The organism is Pseudomonas sp. GW821-FHT09H03 (assembly GCF_059415945.1).
The window spans coordinates 246,300-263,046 of record NZ_JBWKOF010000005.1; the positions used below are offsets into that span (position 1 = coordinate 246,300).

The 16,747-nt window shown below is 61.4% G+C and carries 14 protein-coding genes; 7 read left to right on the top strand and 7 right to left on the bottom strand.

Features of this window, described 5'->3' with window-relative positions; all coding sequences use genetic code 11:
- Positions 1 to 241: 241 nt before the first annotated feature.
- Both AC07OG_RS09345 and AC07OG_RS09350 read left to right on the top strand, forming a co-directional pair.
- Positions 242 to 1,249 (top strand): magnesium chelatase ATPase subunit I, encoded by a 1,008-nt coding sequence (locus tag AC07OG_RS09345; RefSeq protein WP_495066842.1) that lies wholly within the window; start codon positions 242 to 244, stop codon positions 1,247 to 1,249.
- Between the two features lie 119 nt (positions 1,250 to 1,368).
- On the top strand, positions 1,369 to 1,914 hold the full coding sequence (locus tag AC07OG_RS09350) for a vWA domain-containing protein (protein ID WP_495066916.1): 546 nt from the start codon (positions 1,369 to 1,371) through the stop codon (positions 1,912 to 1,914).
- Between the two features lie 147 nt (positions 1,915 to 2,061).
- Here AC07OG_RS09350 and AC07OG_RS09355 read toward each other — a convergent pair whose 3' ends face one another.
- The gene (locus AC07OG_RS09355) at positions 2,062 to 3,285 is read right to left on the bottom strand and encodes an NADH:flavin oxidoreductase/NADH oxidase family protein (protein WP_495066843.1); all 1,224 of its coding nucleotides are present in this window, start codon (positions 3,283 to 3,285) and stop codon (positions 2,062 to 2,064) included.
- Positions 3,286 to 3,362: 77 nt separating this feature from the next.
- On the opposite strand from AC07OG_RS09355, the gene AC07OG_RS09360 reads away from it, so the two are divergent.
- The gene (locus AC07OG_RS09360) at positions 3,363 to 3,767 is read left to right on the top strand and encodes a MerR family transcriptional regulator (RefSeq protein ID WP_218423195.1); all 405 of its coding nucleotides are present in this window, start codon (positions 3,363 to 3,365) and stop codon (positions 3,765 to 3,767) included.
- Between the two features lie 43 nt (positions 3,768 to 3,810).
- Here the strand turns inward: AC07OG_RS09360 and AC07OG_RS09365 are convergent, their stop codons facing one another.
- The 5 genes from AC07OG_RS09365 to wecB are packed head-to-tail and all read right to left on the bottom strand — an operon-like array spanning position 3,811 to position 12,271.
- Positions 3,811 to 4,923 carry a GGDEF domain-containing protein gene (locus AC07OG_RS09365; protein ID WP_495066844.1) on the bottom strand — a complete coding sequence of 371 codons (1,113 nt, stop codon included), beginning with the start codon at positions 4,921 to 4,923 and terminating at the stop codon, positions 3,811 to 3,813.
- Positions 4,907 to 5,785, bottom strand: coding sequence for a DUF4434 family protein (locus tag AC07OG_RS09370; protein ID WP_495066845.1), 879 nt, complete (start codon positions 5,783 to 5,785; stop codon positions 4,907 to 4,909). Before AC07OG_RS09370 ends, AC07OG_RS09365 begins: the two co-directional genes overlap by 17 nt.
- Entirely contained in the window at positions 5,785 to 8,949 is a 3,165-nt protein-coding gene (locus tag AC07OG_RS09375; protein ID WP_495066846.1) for an NfrA family protein, read from the bottom strand. The genes AC07OG_RS09370 and AC07OG_RS09375 overlap by 1 nt, the downstream gene beginning before the upstream one ends.
- Positions 8,946 to 11,120, bottom strand: a complete 2,175-nt coding sequence (nfrB, locus tag AC07OG_RS09380; RefSeq protein WP_218423192.1) for a cyclic di-3',5'-guanylate-activated glycosyltransferase NfrB — start codon at positions 11,118 to 11,120, stop codon at positions 8,946 to 8,948. The genes AC07OG_RS09375 and nfrB overlap by 4 nt, the downstream gene beginning before the upstream one ends.
- A complete protein-coding gene (gene wecB, locus AC07OG_RS09385; protein ID WP_495066847.1) occupies positions 11,117 to 12,271 on the bottom strand; it encodes a non-hydrolyzing UDP-N-acetylglucosamine 2-epimerase in 1,155 nt (384 codons plus the stop codon). The genes nfrB and wecB overlap by 4 nt, the downstream gene beginning before the upstream one ends.
- Positions 12,272 to 12,483: 212 nt before the next feature.
- On the opposite strand from wecB, the gene AC07OG_RS09390 reads away from it, so the two are divergent.
- The 4 genes from AC07OG_RS09390 to AC07OG_RS09405 all read left to right on the top strand — a co-directional run bounded on the left by AC07OG_RS09390 (position 12,484) and on the right by AC07OG_RS09405 (position 16,301).
- Positions 12,484 to 12,873, top strand: coding sequence for a RidA family protein (locus AC07OG_RS09390; protein WP_495066848.1), 390 nt, complete (start codon positions 12,484 to 12,486; stop codon positions 12,871 to 12,873).
- A gap of 318 nt (positions 12,874 to 13,191) precedes the next feature.
- Positions 13,192 to 13,956, top strand: a complete 765-nt coding sequence (locus AC07OG_RS09395; protein WP_495066849.1) for an IclR family transcriptional regulator — start codon at positions 13,192 to 13,194, stop codon at positions 13,954 to 13,956.
- Between the two features lie 39 nt (positions 13,957 to 13,995).
- Positions 13,996 to 15,213: an amino acid deaminase gene (locus AC07OG_RS09400; RefSeq protein ID WP_495066850.1), complete on the top strand. Its 1,218-nt coding sequence runs from the start codon at positions 13,996 to 13,998 to the stop codon at positions 15,211 to 15,213.
- A gap of 155 nt (positions 15,214 to 15,368) precedes the next feature.
- Positions 15,369 to 16,301, top strand: a complete 933-nt coding sequence (locus AC07OG_RS09405) for a sugar kinase (RefSeq protein WP_495066851.1) — start codon at positions 15,369 to 15,371, stop codon at positions 16,299 to 16,301.
- A gap of 142 nt (positions 16,302 to 16,443) precedes the next feature.
- On the opposite strand, the gene AC07OG_RS09410 is transcribed toward AC07OG_RS09405, so the two are convergent.
- Entirely contained in the window at positions 16,444 to 16,719 is a 276-nt protein-coding gene (locus AC07OG_RS09410; protein WP_007898282.1) for a peptidylprolyl isomerase, read from the bottom strand.
- Positions 16,720 to 16,747: the final 28 nt, after the last annotated feature.

The window sequence follows — 16,747 nt, forward strand, 5'->3', positions numbered from 1 at the left end:
AACTCGACTAAACACCTCGTTAAGTCCCCTCCATCCATGGGAGAGGGGGAAAAGGGAGCAATCGCCAGTGTTTTCAGGTACCGGGTTCAACTCGATCTCTCAGGTCGATGTAATTCGACTAAACACCTCGATCAGTTCCCTCTCCCTCCGGGAGAGGGCTAGGGTGAGGGCAGCAATCTAACTGGCAGACCACAATCATCACTACCACCGAACCCCAAAGACCACGACCGAGACCCCCAAAATGACCGACACCCCCCATTTCCCCCTCTCCGCCGTGGTCGGCGCCGACGATCTGAAACTCGCCCTGTACCTCACCTCCATCGACCCGAAAATCGGCGGCGTGCTCATCGAAGGCCCACGCGGCATGGCCAAATCAACCCTGGCCCGGGGCCTCGCGGACCTGCTGGCCAGCGGTCAGTTCGTCACCTTGCCCCTGGGTGCCACCGAAGAACGTCTGGTTGGCACCCTGGATCTGGATGCCGCCCTGAGCGAGGGGCGCGCACAATTCTCCCCCGGCGTACTGGCCAAGGCTGACGGTGGCGTGCTCTACGTTGACGAAGTCAACCTGTTGCCCGATCACCTCGTCGACCTGTTGCTCGACGTGGCAGCCAGTGGCACCAACCTGGTCGAGCGCGACGGTATTTCCCATCGGCATTCAGCGAAATTCGTGCTGATCGGCACCATGAACCCGGAAGAGGGTGAACTGCGTCCGCAACTGCTCGACCGTTTTGGCCTGAATGTCGCCCTCGGAGGGCACACCGCACCGGTCGAACGCGGCCAGATCATCCGTCGACGGCTGGATTTCGACAGCGATCCACAAGGCTTTTGCGCCGAATGGGAAAGCCCTCAGCAAGCCCTGCGCGAGCGTTGCCAGAAGGCGCGCAGTGCGCTGACCAGCATTCCCCTGGACGACGAAGCACTGGCGCGGATCACCGAGCGCTGCTTTGCGGCCGGCGTCGATGGCCTGCGCGCTGATCTGGTCTGGCTGCGCGCCGCCCGGGCCCACGCGGCGTGGCGCGGGGCGAAGGCTATCGCCGAGGACGATATCGATGCAGTCGCCGAGTTTGCCCTGCGCCATAGGCGTCGCGAACATCCAGCACCAGCGCCGCAACACGCCCAGGCCCCGCAGCCATCAGCACCGCAGCAGCCCAATCCAGGTGAAGGGCAGGGCCAGTGGGGCGAAATGCCCGCCAAGGCGCTGCCGGTCGGCGCCAGACGTGAAATACCGAGCTGGCCAAAAAAGCCTTAGGCATTCGCCCCCGTGCTGACGCGGGGGCGAATGCCAGACCCCGCGCCGGGCAGCTCGATCACGGCAGACAGGGCAAGCGTCACGCCACACGCAACGGCATGGTCAATTGGCCGGGCACCTTGCTCAATGGCCGGCCGCAGCGGCATGACGACCTGTTGTTCCACCTGCGCACCCGTTCGCCCCATGAACTGTGGCTGGTGATCGTTGATGCTTCTGCATCGACCCGCCGCCATCAGGCGCTAAGTGATGCCAAGGGCTTGCTCGCGCAGATTTTCGACGACGCTTATCGCCAGCGTGCGCGCCTGGCGTTGATGACGGCCAGTGGTGCCGAGCCGAAATGGCAGGTGCAAGGGTTGAAGGCTTCCACGGGGTTGCGCCATTGGCTCGATGGTCTTGGTGCGGGCGGTGGCACGCCGTTGCTGGCGGCGTTGGCAGAGGCAGGGCGGTGGCTGGCGATACGACAGAAACGCTTTCCAGCGGAGCAGCAGCGGTTGTTGCTGGTCACCGATGGACGCTTGAAGGACTGGCCGGTGCTGCCTGAACTGGCGTGTCCCGGACTTTTGATCGACATCGAGCGTGGCCCGATTCGGCTGGGGCGCAGTAAGGTTCTGGCTGAGCAGCTACAGTCCGAATACCGGCATATAGACGAACTGTTTCCTGCCTGAATTCTTCTTTTTCTGCAGCGGTCCCTTCCCGGGCAAGCCCCGCTCCCACAGGGTTACCCGGTGTACACAACATCTGTGTTTCAACCGGATATCGTGTGGGAACGGGCTTGCTCGCGAAGGGGCCAGTGCAGGTGTCTTCAGTTTGAATTACTTACCCATCGCCTGCCGATACTGGCGGGTCCGCCTGCTGATGAACAACCGGTCAAGAATCAATGCCCATATCGCCGACACCTGCGGCCGGGTAGTGCGTCCGCGACTCAAACGGTGCAACTGAAATTTCACCACTGCCGAGGTCGCCAGCGCTGCCAGTGGTTTGCGTTTCCAGCGAATCGGCGACGTTTGCGGGTGGCTGTTCTGACCTTCGCGCCAGTGTTTGACCAGATGCGGTTCCAGGGACAGCGCGGTGCCGATCCCCGCCATGGCGATGCCGCTGTCCAGGACCTGCTCGACGATCGCCAGGCGCCGGATCCCGCCCGTCACCATCACCGGCATGCGCGCAACGCTCGCCAGGTCGCTGGCCATTTCCAGAAAGTACGCTTCACGGGCCAGGGTTCGACCGTCCCGTGCCTCGCCTTGCATGGCCGGCGCCTCGTAACTGCCGCCGGAGAGTTCCAGTAGATCGATCTGCTGCTCATTGAGCCACTGGATGACTTGCCGCGCATCGTCTACCTCGAAACCGCCACGCTGGAAATCCGCCGAGTTGAGCTTTACCGACACGCAAAATTGCGCCGACACCACCTGGCGCACGGCACTGACTACCGCTAGCAGCAGACGCGCACGGTTTTCCAGGGAGCCGCCCCAGCGATCAGTGCGGCGATTGGTCAGTGGCGAGAGGAACTGGCTGATCAGGTAACCGTGGGCCGCGTGAACCTGCACCCCGGTGAACCCGGCCTTTTCCGCCAGTGCGGCGCTGGTGGCGAAGCGTCGAATCACTTCTTCGATGTCGCCTTCGCTCATGGGTTTCGGTTCGGCGAACATCTTCGAGAATTGCCCCAGGTCCAGCGCCACCGCCGACGGGGCCAAGGCTTGCTGGCCAAGGTTGGCCAAGGTCTGGCGCCCAGGGTGGTTGAGCTGCATCCAGAACTGCGCGCCACCGGCGCGGCCAATACTCGCCCATTGGCGAAAACGTTGCAGGTGTTGCTCATCCTCCAGCGCAACTCCACCGGGACCAGTCATGGCGCGGCGATCGACCATCACGTTGCCGGTCAACAACAACCCGGCTTCGCCCCCGGCCCAGGCTTGATACAAGCGAAACAATGCCCGGTCGGGTGCCTGGTCCGCTGCCGCAAGGTTCTCTTCCAGCGCGGCCTTGGCAATGCGATTGCCGATGGTCTGACCGTTGGGCAAGTTCAACGTTTTGAAGGGCGACATGCTTGACTCCTCATCAGTGAAGAGCAGAGGCTAAGCTTAAAGTTAACTTTAATGTCAAGCAGGCAAGCGAGGCTGAAATGAAGATTGGTGAATTGGCGCAGATGAGCGGGTTTACCGCGTCGCGCATTCGTTACTACGAAGCCCAGGGCCTGATACGTCAGGTTGCGCGTTCGGCCAATGGCTATCGGCGTTATCCGTCGCAGGCATTGCAGACCCTGCAAATCATCCAGTGCGCGCAGCAGGCCGGCTTCAGCCTGGAAGAACTCAAACATTTACTGCCGGATAACGATACGGGCGCGTTCAAGCAAGAAGAACTGATCGCCGGGCTCAATCGCAAGATCGGGCAGATCGAAGAGATGCAGCGGCACCTTGCCCATAGCAAGGCGCAGCTTCTGGATTGGATCGATATGGTCCAGGCCCGCCCCGAGGGCATGGCGTGCAGTGAAAATGCCGAGCGGGTAATGGCGTCGCTCAAGCATTAACAGGTGAGCTTCAAAAACATCCATCGCAGACAGGCAGCGCCGCTCACCTGTGTGAGCGAGCCTGCTTGCGATAGCGGTCCGATTGATGAAAGGTATAGCGGTCTTTCCCCGTATTTTTTGACTCATACAAGGCTTCATCCGCCTTGACCAACGCCTGGTTGAGCGTGTCCTCATCGTCTACCCGCGCCAGGCCGATACTGATGGTTACCGGGTGTTGCGTCGGTTGTTCGCGGACCACTCGACAAAGCTCTCCCGCCAATAACTCGACGTCCTCGCGGCGCACCCCGGCCAGGTAAATCGCGAACTCCTCGCCGCCCAGTCGCGCGTATTCAAAATTGGCCATGACCGATTTGATATCCGTCGCGACACGCTTGAGTACTTCATCGCCAATGTCGTGGCCGTAAACGTCGTTGACCTTTTTGAAGTTGTCGATATCGATCATCGCCAGGTAGTGATCGTGCGCCCGTACCGCGACCTGCATCTGTTCGTCGGCACGAGTCATGAATGAGCGGCGATTGGGGATTTCGGTAAGGGGGTCGATGTATGCCTGCTTCAACAGCAGCTTGGAAATGAGGTAGTTGTAGAGCTTGGCCCTGCGCAGGGTGATGAAGCTGTAAAGGGTCAGGGCGCAAAGGAAACCGCAGTAGCTGATGGTCATCACGACTTTGAGTTTGGACACATCGATACCGGTGTTGTAGAACGGATTGAGCACGGTCCAGGTGATCAGTTGCGCAGTGAAGAATGACCAGCGGCTCAGCGGCAGGACCGAGGCGCTGTAGAGCGTGGTAGAAGCCGCCAGCAACAGCCATGCGCTTTGATGTTCGACAGCCACTCCTTCGATCAGCAAGCGGGTGCCGAGTGTGATGGTGAGTACAAACAGCACGTTCAACCAATGGAAATGCCGGGCCTCGCGGATGAACATCAGGACGATGACCATGGCCGCGAAAGCACCGATAAACGGCAGCGAGCGCAAGGTGAATCGCTGCTCCCCCAAAAGGCTGAGGATCAAGTCATAGAGCAACCAGACAGTAACGCTGGCGACATAGATCAGCACGCAGAACTTGTGCAGCCGCTCGAATTCATGCTGGAGAAACTCCTTTTTCAGCTCCGAAGGTGCAGCGTTTTGCAGTACTTCATCTTCAATGGTTTTGTACATCGCTGACCTTGTACTTTCGCTGATTGTCGAGAATCACCTTGCCCCACGGCCGGTAGCGCAGGGAAAAAACCGCGGTGGGATGGCATGCAGCCGACGCGGCCCTTGGTGGCGCCGGTTCGGCACGGAAGGCCTGCCCCGCAGTGCTGACCTGGCGAAACGCCTCACGCACGATGCCGATGGAGCAGGGCAGTGCGCTGGCGTATCCGTCGCCTACCAGGGAAGGCAAACGCCCGGTGCCGGCACCGTCCTGCCACCAGACCTGTGTCCCGTTGCTCGCCAACTCGCCCAGCCACTGACCATTGACCCGCGGCGCCAGCTTGCCGGCGCTGAACGCGCTGATGTGCAGTGGCGCATCGAGCCTGGCGGCAAAGTCCTTGAGTTGGCGTTGCAGGGTCTGCCGGCGATCGACAGCCAGGAAATGCAGGTCATCGAGTTCCATCGGCAGATACCAGCCGCTTACCGAGAGCTTCCAGTCCTTGCGCAACGTCTGTTGCCGAGCCAGTGATTGCCCCAGTTGCGCCTGCCAGTAAGTCGCCAGACCAGTGCTGTCGAGTTCGTCGATGCGTTGGTAATAGGCCGGGTCCATGCGCAACCCCAGCACCAGCTTCAGGCCTTGGGCCTGCGCCAGTTTCAGGCTGTTGGCGAGCCAGCCATTAGCGCCGCCGAAGTCGGAATCCCCATAGGCCGTCCATTGCACGATCACGGTGTGGGTACCTTGCCGGGCGGTGTCCTGCCAGATCCGTTGCCATTGCGCCTGGCTCAGGTTGGCGTCGGCATTGAGCGGCTGATAGAAAATTCGCTCGTCAGCGCCGACCGTTGCGCTGCCCAGCAGCAGGCTCAAAACCAAAAGAAGTCGCTTCATCAGAAATTCAACTCCACGCCCAGCAGCACGCCGTTGCCGCCTTCGTACAGGTTACCGCCCAGGGATTGCTGATACTCGGTGCGAACCGTCAGGTGCGCGCGGTAGGCGTTGTAGATGTCGTCGTCGAACCACCATTGCCAGCGCAGACCCAGGCCGGTGCGCAGGTCCTGGCGCCAGTCGTTACTCGGGTCCTGCGTAGCGAACTCGAGAAAGCCATAGGGCATCAGGGTTTGCGCGCCGTTGAACGGCAGCTTCCAGGCGTGGCCCTGTTGAAAGCGTGACAACCATTGATGGTCTCCAGCCTTGGTCCACCAAGCCGCGTCGAGGTAGAGGAAGCGCTCTTCCCAGTCACTTTCATCCACTCGCCAGTCGTTGCGAAACCGTCCCTGATCGAGGAACGACGCGGTGGCACGCAGCAGGTAATCGGTGGTGGTGTGGCCGTCCTCCTTGTGGTCGTCGATCTGGTCCGACAGCTTGTCGGGGTTGAACATTTCGCCGAGGCTCAGGCCGTGGTTGTCCTGTTCGTCGAACTGGCTCTGTTTGTAGATCTCGCCGTAGAGGTTGATGTTGGCCGTGCCCCACGGTTTGTATCGCAACCCAACACCGGTCGCGATGGATTCGGCATAGCTCGTCCGGCTCTGGCCACCGAGCAGTACGCGACCGTAGACCGACAGGGTACTGCCGGCGCGGCTTGGTTCCTCACCCAGCGCGTGGTCCCACATCGCCATTTGCACGTTCTGCGATGTCGATCTGCGGCGAGTGCCCGTGCTTTCGTCAGGGCGCAGGAAGTCGTTGGTCGAGACCCCGGCAGGGGACCAGGTGCTGGCCACAGTGCGCGAATCGCGACGGGACAGGGTTTCATGGGCGCGGCGCTGGCGATATCGCCGGGCTTCAAGGCTGCCGTCCTCATCGTCGGCCGCCACCGGATTCTGTTCAAGGTCGATGACACGGCGCAGTTCTTTGCGCGCCGAGGCGCTGTCCGCGACTTCGTCATAGCGCACGGCCAGGGTTTCGCCGAGGCGATAATCTTCGGGGAAGGCGCGAGTGGCGCTTTGCAGATAGGGGATGGCCCTGGCGCGTTCTTCTTTGGTTTGCGCTCCTGCCAGGCGCATGCCGTAGTCGGCGCGATAACGTGGATTGTCCGGCTCGCGGCGTACCGCTTCGGCCAGCCATGCGTTGCTTTGCTGCAGGTCGCCGGCTTTCTGTGCGGTGACCGATGCCGCGTAGAAATGCCCGGCATCCGGTGCTATTTGCAGGGCAGAGCGTTGGCGTTGCAAGGCCAGGCCATGATCGCCCCGGGCATCGGCAATCGCCGCGCCCAGGGCCCATTCGTTGGCACCCCGCGTGCGGCTTTGTTGCCAGTAGCGTTCAGCGGTCTGATAGTCGCCGGCAGTCAGGGCACTGCGACTGGCGGTGAGGCGGGCGTTGTCGCTGAGCTCGGCATCGGGAATGCTGCGCCAGATAGCCAGCGCGCCGGAGGCATCGCCGGCGGCATCCAGAGCGTAGGCCAATGGCAGGCGGCTGTTGCGGTCGCCGAGCTTTTGCGCAGTCTGGTAATACACCACCGCTTCACCGGGACGATCCGGCATGGCGCAACGACCGAGGGCGTGGAAGTCGCCGGCGCTTTGCGGGTTTTTGCCGATGGCCTGTTGCACTGCATCGCACTGACCGCTTTCTGCCAGTTGCGCTAGCAGTTGGCCGCGAGTGGCGGGGTCGACTCGATTGAGCAGTGACACCATGCGCTGTTGTTGCACCGGGGTGGGTGTCGAAGCGGCGTACAGGCCCGCGAGCCGCAGCAGCATCGAGCTCGGCAGCTTGCCGGCGTGGCGGTCATAAGCATTCTCGAGCAACTGTTGCGCGTGTTCACGCTGACCGGCGTTCAACGCCAGGTAGCTGGCCTGGTTGAGCGAATTGAGGATGCCCGTCTGCTGGTAATGCCGCTCCCAGAGCGCCATCGCTTGCGCATTGTGCCCCGAAGCCTGGAGCAGTTCCGCCCGACGCTTGACCACATCGGCGGTCTGCGGTTGATCAGCCAGCCAGGCCAGGATTTTGTCACTGCGACCCTGATCTTGCCAGGCGTCGAGCAGGCGCTCGCGGCGTTGGGTATCCCAGGGTTCCGGCAGGCGGGTGGTTTGCAACAGATCGACGGCTTGCAAGCGCTGGGCGAGGATCAGCCAGGTCTGCGGGTCGGCTTCGGGCGCACAACCTTGCAACTGCGTGAGCGCCGCCTGCGGGTCGTGACGCGATAACCACTCGGCGGTCTCCAGGCAGGGTCGTTGCAAGTCAGCGCTCAAGCGTTGCACGGTTGCACTGTCGCGGTTTTGCCGCGCCAGCTCCCACAGGCGCTGGCGTTGGGCTGGATCCGCAAGGTCGGCGGGCGGCAATGTTTGCATCCAGCGTTGTGCCTGCTCGAAGTGGCCCATGGCAATGGCCCGGTCGACCATGGCCAGCCTTGCCTTGCGTGCCGATTGCGGGTTTGGTGCCTGTTGCAGCAATTGCTGCAGGGGCTGTTCGTCGAGAAGTTGTACATAGGCGTTGGCCAGACGTTGCCAGCCTTGCGCATCCAGTTGCTTGCTGGCGGCCAGCGGGGCGAGTTCATCGATGGTGCCGTTCCAGTCACGCAACTGCTCGGACCAATTGGCGCGGGCCAGGTGTAAAATCTTGTCATCGCCTTTGGGCGCCAGCTGTGCCAGCCAGTCATGGGCCCGGCCTGCGCCACCGAATTTGGCCAGGCTCAGGCTGTAGGCCTGCCACAGGCGCACGCGCTGGGTAAGATTGCTGGTGGCGATCCACTGTTCCACCTGATCGCTGCCGGGCGGGTCCTGTTCGATCCAGGTCAGGCGCAGGGTGAGCAGGGCGTCGCTGTTTTGCGGGTTGTCCGGCAACGCCTGCACGGCGTCCCTGTAGCGCCGTTGTTTGGCCAGGGCCTGCACCAGCAGGGCCCGCGCCTCATCGTTGTTCGGCACCTTCTCCAGCAGGTGGCGCATCAGACGCTCGACTTCGGCCCAGTTGCCTTTCTTTGCCTCGCGATAGCTGCGGTCCATGTAGGGGTAGCTGCGAAACGCCTCGAAATCGCTGAGCGGCCCGGCTTGCACCCACGCCGTCGTACCCAGGCTCAGCAGCAGGCTGCCAAGCAGGACAGTGTGACGGTAGCCTGGCTTCATGCGGCCTCCCGGGCAATGCGGTAGGCGGCTTGCTGTTCGCTGGCCTGTTCAGTCAACGCCTGTGCAAGCACCTCCCGGGTAATCATGCCGCGCGCAATCAGGTGCTCGCCCAGGGACATCTGTTCGGCATCGAAGTCGATCAGCGCCTGATTGAACAAGCTCGGCGGGACCATGCCGCGCACTTGCAGGAGAGTGCCAAGCAGGACCTGATGGTGACTGATGCGTTCGATCAAGGCTTCATCATCCTGATGCCGTTCCAGTACCTCGAGCATTTGCCGCACGTCCTCGTTTTGCCGGGGGCTGGGGTACCAGTAACGGATGCCCAGGGTGACCCGGCCCTGGGGGGCGAGGCGGCAACGTACCGGGCGTTTCAGCTGACGGCTGATCGCGCCCTGGGACACCTGGCTCACCGGGCCTTCGGAGGCCAGTACCAAAGTGTCGCCTTCTTCGGCCACCGGCAGCACGCCGTAATGGCTGGCGATCCGGCGCGGTACGGCGTCGATCAGGTGTTTGTCGAGCTTGAAAGGATTGAGTGGCGCCCATTCCAGGTCCAGTTGTCCGGCCAGGGTTTGCACCAGTTGCGTGGTGTCGATGTGACCGCGCAGCAAAAGCTCCCGGCCCAGGCGCCGGCGTACCGGGTTGGTCACCGCGGCTTCGAGCTGTTCTTCGCTGAGCAGGCCTTGTTCCACCAGCCGATGGCCCAGCGGCGTGCGCTGGGCCTGGGTCAGGGCTGGAAACTCATGGGTGGTCTTGTCCCAGGCCACGCGGCGCGAATCGCCCATTTCCATGACCTGACGCAGCGCGCGCAGGTTGGCGAAGAAGTTGACGAAGTTGCTCCACATCATGCGCGGCGCCGACAGCAGCCCTTCGACCAGTCCGTAATAGCGGGTGACGAACCAGCCACGCTGAAACAGCCGATTGAGCAGCAGGAAACCGTTGGCCCACAGCAGGACCTCGAGCAGCCTGCTGTCGGAGAGGATCGAGGGGTAGCGCCAGGCGTCCGGGGCAATCACAGTGATCAGCCACATCGCCAGCAATACCACAAACAGCAGATTGACCAAGAAACTCAACAGGTAAGCGATCAGGCCACGCCGGTCGCGCCAGAGGAAATAGTTGAGCAGACCCTTGGAACTCCAGCCGAGGTTCTTGGTGCCCTGGAAGACGATGCCGACGATCCAGCGCGACTTCTGCCTGATCGCGTGCTGCAAGTCCCGGGGGAAGTGCTCGCGCACGCAGATCACCTGGGAGAACGCGCGGTTCATGCCGAACACCCAGGGCTGTTCGAGCGCCAGGTTCGGGTCGGTCACCGAGTAGCGGGCGAAGATGCACTTCATGCCTTTCTGCTTGAGGCGAAAGCCGATGTCGTAGTCCTCGGTGAGGCTTTGCACGTCAAAGGCGATGCCATCGCCATCTTCGAGCAGGGCACTGATGGCCTTGCGACTGAAGCAGGTGCCGACGCCGGCGCTCGGCACCTGGCCGGTCAGCGCTTCGCGCACGATGACGTCCTTGCCGTGGTTCTCGGCGAACTCGTCGACATAGTGCCCGGCGGTGAAGCCTTTCCATTCCGGTGCGTAGGGGTAGACGGGAATCTGGATCAGGTCCTTGCCTGGCAACAGGTAGTTGAACAGGCGCAACTCCATGGGCGAAATCACGTCTTCGGCGTCGTGCAGGATGAACCCGGCGAACTGGATTTTCGCATCGCTTTCAAAGCGCAGGATCGCGTCTATCACGTTGTTCAGACAGTCGGCCTTGCTGGTGGGGCCGGGCCGCGCGCACACCACTTTATGCACGTTGGGGTAGTGCTGGCAGACAGCATCGACGTCGGCCTGGGTTTCGGCGTCATTGGGGTAGGTGCCGACGAAAATCTGATAGTTTTCGTAATCGATGGTCGAGGCCGCCAGGCGCGCCATTTCACCGACCACGCCGACTTCGTTCCACGCCGGCACCATGATTGCCAGCGGTTTTTCAGCGATGGAGTAGAGGCGCTCCTCATCCGCGCGGCGGAATTTTTCGTAGATCCGCCAGCGCCGGATGAATTTGCGACTCCAGTAGACGATGTCGATGAACAGGTCATCGAGGCCGAGGATGAACATCAACAGGGCCAGGGTGATTGCAACGTATTTGAGTCCGAACAGCACATACGCGAAGAAATCGACAAAACCCAGGCTCATACGGCTTTTCCCGATACCGCGCGGTGCTTGAGCCAGACGCCAAGGCGATTGGCAATGCGTTCACTGGCGTGACCGTCGCCATAAGGACTGTGGATGCGGCTCATGCTCTGGAACGTAGTGTCGTCGTCGAGCAACAGGCTTGCTTCCTTGACGATCCGCGCAGTGTCGGTGCCCACCAGCAACACTGTGCCGCCTTCGAGTACCGAGGGCCGTTCAGTGACATCGCGTAGAACCAGGAGCGGTTTGCCAATGGCCGGGGCTTCTTCCTGGATGCCTCCGGAGTCGCTGAGGATGAAATGTGCGCGGCCCATCAGCCAGACGAAATGCTGGTAATCCTGCGGCGCCACCAGGTAGATGTTGGGTTTGTCCGAAAGTACGCTGTACACCGCGTTTTGCACCTGAGGGTTGAGGTGCACCGGGTAGACGAACTGGACGTCGGGGTAGCGTTCGGCGAGGGTGGCCAGGGCCAGGCAGATGTTGCGGAACCCGCCGCCGAAGTTTTCCCGCCGATGTCCGGTGATCAGCACCATGCGCCGGTTTTCGTCGAGCACCGCCAGCGGCGAGTCGGCCGCCGGGTGCCATTGGGTTTTCTGTTGGTGATTGCGCATCCACACCAACGCATCGATCACCGTATTGCCGGTGACTTCGATGTTGGCCTTGGGCACGCCTTCGCGCAGCAGGTTGTCTTCGGATTTGGTGGTCGGCGCAAAATGCAGATCGGCAATGACGCCTGTCAGATGTCGATTGGCCTCTTCCGGCCAGGGCGCTCGCAAGTCGCCGGTGCGCAATCCGGCCTCCACGTGGCCGATGGGCAACTGGCGATAGAAGGCGGCGAGGGCAGCGATGAAGCTGGTCGTGGTGTCGCCGTGGACCAGCACGATATCCGGCTGCACTCGCCCATAGGCCTTGTCGAGTTGGGCCAGCATGAGTGCGGAGAGGTCATTGAGAGTCTGGCCCTGGGTCATTACCTGCAGGTCTTCGTCGACTGTCAGTTCGAACGAGTCGAGTACCTGCTTGAGCATCTCGCGGTGCTGGCCGGTGGAGCAGATGTTCAGGCTGATACCTGGCCAGTTGCGCAGGACCCGCGCCAAGGGGGCCATCTTGATAGCCTCTGGGCGCGTGCCGAAAACCATCATGACTTTGAATGACATGAAGCCTCCGTGGACCGCACACGCCGTTCACGCCCGCGGTTGTTTAGACCGTCTATTACTTGAATATTGAATAAAGCAGTCCGATAGGGGGTTGTCCAATCAGGATCCTGTGGCAGACTCTCTGCTATCTTTCCGCTGTTATATACCTTGATCCGCTATAGCGGAATGATCGCTACCCCGGAGTGTTTATCATTCAATCAGGAGAATCCTTCATGAGCATTACTCGTTACGGCACCGGCAGTACCGCCGCTGGCGGTCAGCCTCGCCCTTTCGCGCGCGCCGTAGAAGCCGATGGCTGGCTGCACGTTTCCGGGCAGGTGCCGGCGGTGGATGGCGAGATCATTACCGGCGGCATTGTCGAGCAGACCCACCAGACCATGAAGAACCTGATCGCGATTCTCAACGAGGCCGGTTATGGCCTGGAAGATGTAGTGCGTGCTGGCGTGTGGCTGGAGGATCCGCGGGATTTCACCAGTTTCAACAAGGTGTTTTCCGAGTACTTCAAACCCGAACACGCCCCGGCCCGGGCCTGTGTGCAGGCGAACATGATGGTCGATTGCAAGGTTGAGATCGACTGTATTGCGTACAAGAAGAAGGCTTGAGATTTGTGGTGGTCTTGATGGCCGCCCCTCACCCTAACCCTCTCCCGGGGGGAGAGGGGACTGATTTGTATCGATGCCTATTACGGTGTGTGCCAGATAACTTTGCATCGATACGGGTCTGACCTCTCTACCTTTCAGGGAGGGAGTGGTATGTCCCAATGCAAATGTTGAATTTAAGCAAATACCTTTGCATGAATGCGGTCAGGCTCCCTCTCCCCCTGGGCGGTCCGACGTTTCGGGAGGGCGGGGGCTGGATCTGACTGACACAAACACAACAGCCAGTACCATCCTGGCGACGTTGAATGGGAACCCACTGGAATGACCGAAGACACCATCAAACGCCGGGCTCGCGGTCTGGATCGGGCGTTCGATATCCTCGATTTCCTCAAGGAAGTCGGCCAGCCCCTGCGCCCGAACGAAATCGCCAGCGGCATCGGCAGCCCCAAATCCACCGTCTACGAGCTGGTTGCCTCGTTGCTCGAACGCCGGATCCTGGAGCCTGTCGGCAAAGACGGTCACGTCTACCTGGGGCGTCAACTGTACTTTCTCGGCCAGGCGCATTTGCGTCATTTCGACCTGACCCGCGAGGCCGATCACGCCTTGCAGGAAATCGTCAGCCAGACCCGCGAAACCGCGCAGATGTGCCTGCTCAACGGACGCAAATACACCGTGGCGTTAATGAAAGAGGGCGAGCGGCATTTCCGCATCTCGTCGGACATCGGTGAAAACGCGCCCATCCCCTGGACCGCGTCCGGCCGGCTGTTGCTGGCGCATCTGAGCGACCAGGCAATCATCGACCTGATCGACCCTGACGACTTCATTCTGCCCTGCGGCGAACGCTTGCCGGTCGGGCAGTTCCTCGAGGAAATCCGTCAGGCCGGCAGCGATGGCTTCTTCTCCTTCGACAGCGTCGCTGACACCTTTACCCATTGCTTCGCCGCTCCGGTCAAAGACCCAGGCGGCGTGGCCATCGCCACCCTGTGCATCGTCGCGCCAAGGGCCGACGCCAGGAAAAATTACGCCGACTACCGCCGGGTGCTGATCGACAGCGCCAACAGCCTGGCCCGGCGCATCAACGATTAACAGCGGCTGCCGGCAGCCGCGTGGATGAGGAGTTCAAACATGTCTTCTGCCCCAAACACTGCCAATGTGGAAAAAGGTGCGGCCAGCCACGGCGCCAGCCTGGTCCGTGATGTGAGCCTGCCAGCGCTGGTGCTGCATCGCCAGGCACTGGAGCACAACATTCGCTGGATGCAGGACTTTGTCAGCAACAGCGGCGCGCAACTGGCGCCCCACGGCAAAACCAGCATGACCCCGGCATTGTTCCGTCGACAACTGGACGCTGGTGCCTGGGGTATCACCCTGGCCAGCGCCACGCAAACCCGCGCGGCCTATGCCCATGGCGTGCGCCGGGTATTGATGGCCAACCAACTGGTCGGCACACCGAACATGGCACTGATCGCCGACCTGCTGGCCGACCCGGCCTTCGACTTCTATTGCATGGTCGATCACCCGGACAATGTCGCCGACCTTGGGGCGTATTTCGCTTCGCGCGGTGTGCGCCTGAACGTGATGATCGAATACGGCGTGGTCGGTGGGCGGTGCGGTTGCCGTAGCGAACAGGAAGTGCTCGACCTGGCCCAGGCCATTGCCGCGCAACCGGCGCTGGCTTTGACTGGCATCGAGGGTTACGAAGGGGTGATTCACGGTGACCACGCGGTGAGCGGTATCCGCGATTTCGCCGGCTCGCTGGTGCGCCTGGCGGTGCAGTTGCAGGACAGCGGCGCATTCGCAATCGCCAAGCCGATTATCACGGCCTCAGGTTCTGCCTGGTATGACCTGATTGCCGAAGAGTTCGAAGCGCAGAACGTCGCTGGGCGTTTCCTTAGTGTGCTGCGCCCTGGCAGTTATGTGGCCCACGACCATGGCATCTACAAGGAAGCACAGTGCTGCGTGCTCGACCGTCGCAGCGACCTGCACGAAGGCCTGCGTCCGGCGTTGGAAGTCTGGGCGCATGTGCAGTCGTTGCCGGAACCGGGGTTTGCGGTGATTGCCCTGGGCAAACGCGACGTGGCCTATGACGCCGGTTTGCCGGTGCCGCTGCTACGTTACAAGGCGGGCTTGGTGCCGGCCAGCGGGGACGATGTGAGCGCATGCAAGGTGACTGCGGTCATGGATCAGCATGCGTTCATGACCGTGGCGCCGGGAGTGGATCTGCGTGTGGGCGATATCATTTCGTTCGGTACTTCGCATCCGTGCCTGACGTTTGACAAGTGGCGTGTTGGTTGTCTGGTGGACGAGCAGTTGAACGTCATCGAAACCATGGAAACCTGTTTCTAAGATTTGAAACCGCAGCGCGCCCATCGCGAGCAGGCTCGCTCCCACAGTGTTTTGGGTGTGCCTGCTATTTATGGCAACTCACAAATCCTGTGGGAGCGAGCCTGCTCGCGATGGGGCCCTGATAGTTAACATCGCAACACCAGAGACCCCACCCCATGAACACCATCAACACCCTCGGCCCCAACACTCCGCGCATCGCCCTGATCGGCGAATGCATGATCGAGTTGCAGCAACGTTCCGACGGCAGTCTGCAGCAGAGCTTCGGCGGCGACACCTTGAACACCGCGGTGTACCTGTCCCGCGAATTGGGGGCGGCCGGTAGTGTGGATTACGTCACCGCCCTGGGTGACGACAGTTTCAGCGATGCCATGTGCCAAACCTGGGCTGCGGAAAACGTCGGTGTGGGCATGGTCCAGCGTCTGCCTGGGCGCTTGCCGGGGCTGTATTGCATCCAGACCGACGCCGCGGGTGAGCGGCGTTTTCTTTACTGGCGCAATGAAGCGGCCGTGCGTGATTGTTTCACCACCCCGGCCGCAGCGCCGATTCTCGCGGCGCTGCCCGATTACGATCTGTTGTATTTCAGCGGGATCACCCTGGCAGTGCTTGGCGCGCAGGGACGGGAGAAGTTGCTGCAAACCCTGATAGAAGCTCGACAGCGCGATGCGCGGATTGTTTTCGACAACAATTACCGGCCACGCTTGTGGGCCTCGGCCGAAGAGGCGCGCGCGGCTTATCGCAGCGTATTGCCCTATGTCGACCTGGCGTTGTTGACCGTCGATGACGAGCAGGCACTGTTCGATTTTGCCGACTGCGATGCCGTGTTTGCCGCTTACGAACAGATCGGCACGCCTGAAGTGGTACTCAAGCGGGGCGCCGATGCGTGCCTGATTCGATGCGCCGGCGAGTCGTTCGAAGTGCCGGCGCAAAAGGTCGAGCGGGTGGTTGATACGACGGCGGCGGGGGATTCGTTCAGCGCGGCGTACCTGGCTTCAAGGCTCAAGGGCGCAAGCCCGGTGGAGGCGGCTGAGGCCGGGCATCGGTTGGCGAGTCGGGTGATTCAGGTGTCGGGGGCGTTGATTGCGAAATAGTGGTGGATGGCCGCTGGCTACGCCATCGGTTCGCGAGCAAGCCCGCTCCCACAGGGATGGGGGGTGGTGGCATATTTTGCCGACTCACAAAATCCAATGTGGGAGCGGGCTTGCTCGCGAAGGGGGCTTTCAAACCAGCCCATCAATCCCGGTAAAAAACCTGCACCAGGTGATAACCAAACTTACTCTTGATCGGCCCATGCACCACTCGCAGCGGTTTCTTGAAGATCACCGCATCGATCACGCCGACCATCTGGCCGGGCCTGACCTCACCAAGGTCGCCACCACGTTTGCCGGACGGGCAGGTGGAGTATTTTTTGGCCAGCACATCAAAGGCTTCGCCTTTGGCGATGCGCTGCTTGAGTTGCTCGGCTTCTTCCGAGGTTTTCACCAGAATATGGCGGGCTTGAGCTTTCATGGGGCGGTTACCTTGCAACGGCGGTGAC